The following is a 5,347-nucleotide window of genomic DNA, read 5'->3' on the forward strand; positions in this document are numbered from 1 at the left end:
ACGGTGCTTAGTAAAGGTGACGGGGGTCGACTTATTCTCGGTCACGAAAAAAACTCCTCAGCAATCAATCCAAACCAGCCCAGGCAGTGGGCGAGGGAGCATGTGCGGGAAGGCCCGTCACAAGCGGAAACAGGTTCTGTGCGTCGATCTTCCTGACGACTCATACGCACACACACTTACTTGTACATACAAGCATATGCAATCAAGCGGCCAACTTGATGGCTCGTCGTTCAATAAAGCTTGGGATTTGGCTGAAACGCGCTTGAGACAAGGGTTTGGCGGGAGGCGTTTTTTTCGGAAGGTTTTTGCGGCGGTGTCACGACTGTTACTTGAGCATGAAATTGCGCCACGTTGGGGCGCTCGGTGACAGTTTGGGAGATATTGGTGCGCGATGGGAAACAACTGGAACGAATGCATTTGTGGCGAGGGGGGAGGGCCGCGCGGCACTGGACAGCACCGATACAGATCCAGGCTCGGCTCCAAGGCTATCCTTCACTCGTCGAGATGCAACGAAACAGCCGAAGGACGGCCTTGGAGTACAACCTGTTTACTTCAGGTTTTTCTGTACCGTGGCCAGTACTTCACCGCTACGGACCTGTTCGGTGACACTCACCATGTCCGAATAGAAGGCACGATCATGGTCGGCGACCGGTACGCGGCTACGCACCAGGTCATAAACCGCCTTGGTGACGCTGGAAGCCTTGTGCACGTCATGGAAATCCAGGGCCTGGCAACCCACCAGCAGCTCAATGGCCAGCACCGATTCCAGCTTTTCGGAAACCTTGTAGGCCTTGATGGCGGCGTTATAAGCCAGGCTGACCAGATCCTCCTGGTTGGCGCAGGTCGAGAAACTGTCGACAGAGGAGGGGAACGACAGCGCCTTCATTTCCGCATACAGGCCAGCCGCGGTGTACTGAAGGATCATGTACCCGCTGTTCAGGCCCGGGTTGCGCACCAGAAAGGCCGGCATTTCACTGAAGTGCGAGTTGACCATGCGGTCGATACGGCGCTCGGAAATCTTCGCCAGGTTGGCCAGCGCCACGCACAACGAATCCGCTGACATGCCGATGTAGCTGCCGTCGAAGTTGGCGCCTGAGATGGCAATGCCGTCACCGTCCTCAAGCGGGTAGATGATCGGGTTATCGCCCGAGGAGTGAATTTCGTTTTCGATATTTTCGCGGGCGTGATCGATGAATCTTTTCGAAGCACCATGCACCTGGGGAATGGCGCGCAGGCTGTAGGCGTCCTGAAGCCGGTAGTCGATGTTTTCGGCGATCAGTTGGCTGTCATGCAGCATCGCCTTTATATCCCTGGCGGTTTGCGCCTGCTCTTTATGCGCCTTGATAGAGTGGTAGCGAGGGTCGAAGGCCCGAATCGTGCCCTTCAGCGCTTCAAGGGAAAGGGCCGCGGCGACGTCGGCCAGCGAGGCGGTCTGCATGGCGTTGTAGAGGGCCAGAATGGCGATGGCGGTCACCGACATGGTGCCATTGAGCATGGCCAGGCCTTCTTTGCACTGCAGGTCCGTCGGTTGCAGGCCGACCTGTTCCAGTGCGGTGGCGCCATCCACCCACTCGCCGCCATTGACCCTGGCTTGGCCTTCGCCCAGCAGGACCAAGGCCAGGTGCCCCTCGACGGCCAGATAGCCCACCGAACCCTCGCCAGGCGCAAACGGCACGACTTCGTTGTTGAGCAGGCCGGCAATCAGCTCCAGCAACTCCAGACGCACCCCCGAAAAACCTTTGCCAAGGCTGATCAGAACCATCAACTGGATCGCACGAACCTGCTCACGCTTGAGCGGCTCGCCCACGGCGACGGCGTGGGAGCGCACGATATTGACCTGGAGCTCCTTGGCCTTCTGCGGGGAAATCACATGTCGAACGTTATCGCCGAACCCGGTGGTCACCCCATAGACCAGGCGATTTTCATCGAGGAAACGCTCCACCAGGCCACGGGACTTTTTCACGCGGTTCTTGTAGGTCTCGGAAAACGACACCCTGGCCGAATAACGGGCTACCGCGACGAACTCTTCGATGGAGGGCTCTCTATCGCCGAGGACGACCTGAGTGATCTGTTGAGGATGAGCTTTCATTGCGAACTCCCGAGAAACGAAATGATTGAGGGGGGGGCTGGACCGGCCAGGCCGTCGCTCGATTGAGCGTGGGAGAAGGCTAAAGCGATTTGGATATGAAGAAAATATGGCAATTTCTGTCAGTTTTATTAGAATTTCTAAACTTAAAATGCTTTCGAGACCTTCGCATCCCCATGAGTCGCTTACCGCCCTTACGAGCCCTCCAAATATTTGAAACCGTCGGTCACTGCGGCGGTATATCCCAAGCCGCAAAGCGATTGAACATCTCCGTGGGCGCGGTGAGTCAGCAGATGAAGTTGCTTGATGAGGCACTGGGCATGAGCTTGACGGTCAAGGAGGGACAGCGCTTGCGACTGAACGCCGTTGGCCAGCGTTTTCATGCGCGGTGTTCTATAGCATTTGAAGAATTGAGAGCCGCCGTTTCCGAAGTAGAGCGTTCGAAAAACCCCAACAATTTGTATGTCAGTGGCCTGCCTTCTCTCATGACCAAGTGGCTGGCGCCTCTTACCTACGAATGGCAGCATGAGGATGGTGATCTCGACATCTATCTGGATGGCACGCTGGCGGACACTTTGGAGGAGGAGAACGCAGATTTTCGAATCGGCTATGGCGAACCTGCCCAATATGTCGGGCATAGCGTTGTATTATTCCGCGATTGTGTGGTGCCAGCATGTTCACCGACGCTTATAGGCCATCCAGGCCATGTGGAGCATGCCGGTGATCTGCTTCAACACCCACTTATCCGTATCGATTCGCGGCCGAAATTTGATTCACCCCCCTCTTGGGCCGAATGGTTTGAGCTGGAGGGTGTCGCCGTCGAGCAGACAATTGCCATACGTCGTAGCTTTTCTTCGTCCAGCATGGCTATTCAAGCCGCCATCGATCACCAAGGAATAGTGCTGGCGCAGTTTTCGATGATTGCCCGTGACATCGATGAAGGGCGCTTGATCATTCCTTGGCAGCGAGCCATGCCTCTTCCCTCGCCGTATTACCTGAGTTGGCACCCTAACACTCTGCAGAAAGCGCAATGTCGGGCATTTCAACGCTGGCTGATTGGCCGAGGGAGAGCACAAGAGGAAATTACTGACTCCTTGATAGCTGCGCAGCCCGCTAGCAAGAAGTGATTCACAACTACAGAGTGCTACCAGGTTTTGAGCTTTTGACAATCTGGGCCAACTGCTCATCGGCCCGTCGGTACCAAAGGCGTTGACTTTGCCCATGGTCAGTCGCGGATTGCGCGCGCTGAGGAGCTGGGGGCACGCCAGATGTGGAAGAAAATGCACGAGCCAGAGGCGGGGGACGCCGGCGTGTTCTGCTCGATAAAATGGCCGTCTCGCGACCGACGGCCTTGCGTGCCGCTTTTATTGGCGACACACAAGGCTCGACGATTACGATGGAGTTAGCTGCCTGGTGCGAAGACGGCAACGCAACCATTACAGCCACCGTCCTTGGCGTTGAGCGGCAGGAAGACGTGGTTATTTTTCTCGCTGACTGCAACCGAATGCGGGTTGCCGCCGGGCAGCTTTATGCGCTGGACGAGCGTGTTGGATTTCGCGTCGATGACACCGAGTTCCGGGCCGTCCGGCATACCGCGCGAAGCGGTGTAATATTGCTTGAGCTTCGGATTGTAGGTGACCATGTCGGCGGCACCGAGGCCAGGAATGACCTTGACCACCGAGCCGTCAGTTTTCATGACGACGAATACCGGCGGCAGGCCGCTATCCTTAACGCCGGCGTTGCAACCTAGCAGCAGGTTTGCGCCAGGCCCTTGCACCAGTCCGTTGGGATGGCAGTCATTCACTGGCAATAGTTTCTCGACCTTGCCGCTGTCCGGGTTGATGACGGCGACGGCACCCTTGGCCTTATCCTTCTTCAATTCCGGAATCGAAACATAGAACCTTTTCGTCGTTACGTCGTAGACGGCCTGCTCGATCCCGTCCGTGGCGTCCTCGAAGGGAATCTTAGCCACGACTTTGTGGCCCGGCTTGGTCGAGATCAGCGTCAGGAACGGCGGCTCGTCGGCATTGTTGGCGACAATCACAACGTGCGCCTTCGGATCGTACGCCATCTCGTCAACCCGGGCTTTTCCGCCGGTTGAAATTGTATCGATGACTTTTTTCGTCTTGAGGTCGATGATCTTCAGAGTGCTGTCGCCGTCGCCGGCCCACAATTCCCCGCCAACGACAACGACGCCGTTCGGGCCGGACTCGTCGTTGCTCTTTAATTGCCCAGCGAATCCGCCGGGCAAGCGGTCGACCATCTTGCCGCTAGCGCCATCGAACACGTCGACAGCCTTGTTGCTTCTATCGGCCAAATAGTAACGGTTGGTCGCCTGATCGACGTAGCTGATATCGTAGCCGTTGAGAGGCTCACCCGGAACCTCCAATGAGCCGATCCGTTTCAGTTCAGCGGCGCTGACTGAAGTGGCAAGACTCAAAGCCAATATCGCAGCTGCAGAACCCAACAATTTTCGCTGCACCATAGGTTTTCTCCTGAAATCTTCGGATATTTTTGTTTTTGTTCGCTTCTATTAAGCCGCCCCGGCCAACCGGGACGCCTGACTTCTTCGCATCCTTTCAGAGATACACTGCCTTGGCCGTCGCTGGCCCGCCCATGGCGCCTCGATGTCGCTCGCCAGACGACCTCCTGAACTCCCTCAATCGCCGAGTGAATCTCAACTACCGTATTTACTATGTCAATACTTATGATGGAAATGGGACATATTCTGTAAAAAATGGGACATATTCTTTTGTTGGGAACTGACGCAGCTGCTGCCATAAAAAACGCTGAACCGGTAACGGTCAGCGTTTTTTACGGTTAGCGTTTTTTTATGGTGGGGCTCGGATTTGGATTCAACAATGAGACGTTCGTCTATTATCGGACTCAATCGTCTACTTCAGAGTGTCCCTAGGGGGAATGCTCTTCAATCTCCCCTCGACCATCAGGCCTATTCTGTCAACACACCCGTGCAGGTGATGCGCGAGTCACATCGCCTGACCGAGGCCCTGGGCTGGGCGCTGGTCTTGCCGCAAATGCTGCCGCGCAGCTACTCAAGACGTCTCGGTGTATGTGATGGCGATACTTATTTAATCGTTAACCTGAGCGTAACGATTTGCTTCCCTGCTTGATTGATGGCTGGTTCATTCGCTCCTAATGTTCACTCACGAAAGCGAACCCGTGGAGTGAGCATGACAACAACAATATCCCCCGACTCGCGCTGGACGCGGCGACGCAGTGAAAAACTGCGGCGCCTTGAGC

At 55.9% G+C, this 5,347-nt stretch carries 3 protein-coding genes; 1 reads left to right on the forward strand and 2 read right to left on the reverse strand.

The window, feature by feature from the left end; translation table 11 throughout:
- Positions 1-547: 547 nt before the first annotated feature.
- Positions 548-2,089, reverse strand: coding sequence for a histidine ammonia-lyase (gene hutH, locus ACIPIN_RS28735; RefSeq protein WP_401124846.1), 1,542 nt, complete (start codon positions 2,087-2,089; stop codon positions 548-550).
- A 95-nt stretch (positions 2,090-2,184) separates the two neighbouring features.
- On the opposite strand from hutH, the gene ACIPIN_RS28740 reads away from it, so the two are divergent.
- Positions 2,185-3,213: a LysR substrate-binding domain-containing protein gene (locus tag ACIPIN_RS28740; RefSeq protein WP_401124848.1), complete on the forward strand. Its 1,029-nt coding sequence runs from the start codon at positions 2,185-2,187 to the stop codon at positions 3,211-3,213.
- Between the two features lie 275 nt (positions 3,214-3,488).
- Here ACIPIN_RS28740 and ACIPIN_RS28745 read toward each other — a convergent pair whose 3' ends face one another.
- Positions 3,489-4,571, reverse strand: a complete 1,083-nt coding sequence (locus ACIPIN_RS28745; protein ID WP_401124850.1) for a YncE family protein — start codon at positions 4,569-4,571, stop codon at positions 3,489-3,491.
- Positions 4,572-5,347: the final 776 nt, after the last annotated feature.

Origin of the sequence: Pseudomonas sp. NPDC087697 (assembly GCF_044743155.1) — a bacterium.
Taxonomy (GTDB): domain Bacteria; phylum Pseudomonadota; class Gammaproteobacteria; order Pseudomonadales; family Pseudomonadaceae; genus Aquipseudomonas.

Excerpts from the sequence above, each read along its gene's own strand:
- ACIPIN_RS28740 (WP_401124848.1), top strand. The coding sequence starts at position 2,185 with ATGAAGAAAATATGGCAATTTCTGTCAGTTTTATTAGAATTTCTAAAC.
- ACIPIN_RS28745 (WP_401124850.1), bottom strand. The coding sequence starts at position 4,571 with ATGGTGCAGCGAAAATTGTTGGGTTCTGCAGCTGCGATATTGGCTTTG.
- hutH (WP_401124846.1), bottom strand. The coding sequence starts at position 2,089 with ATGAAAGCTCATCCTCAACAGATCACTCAGGTCGTCCTCGGCGATAGA.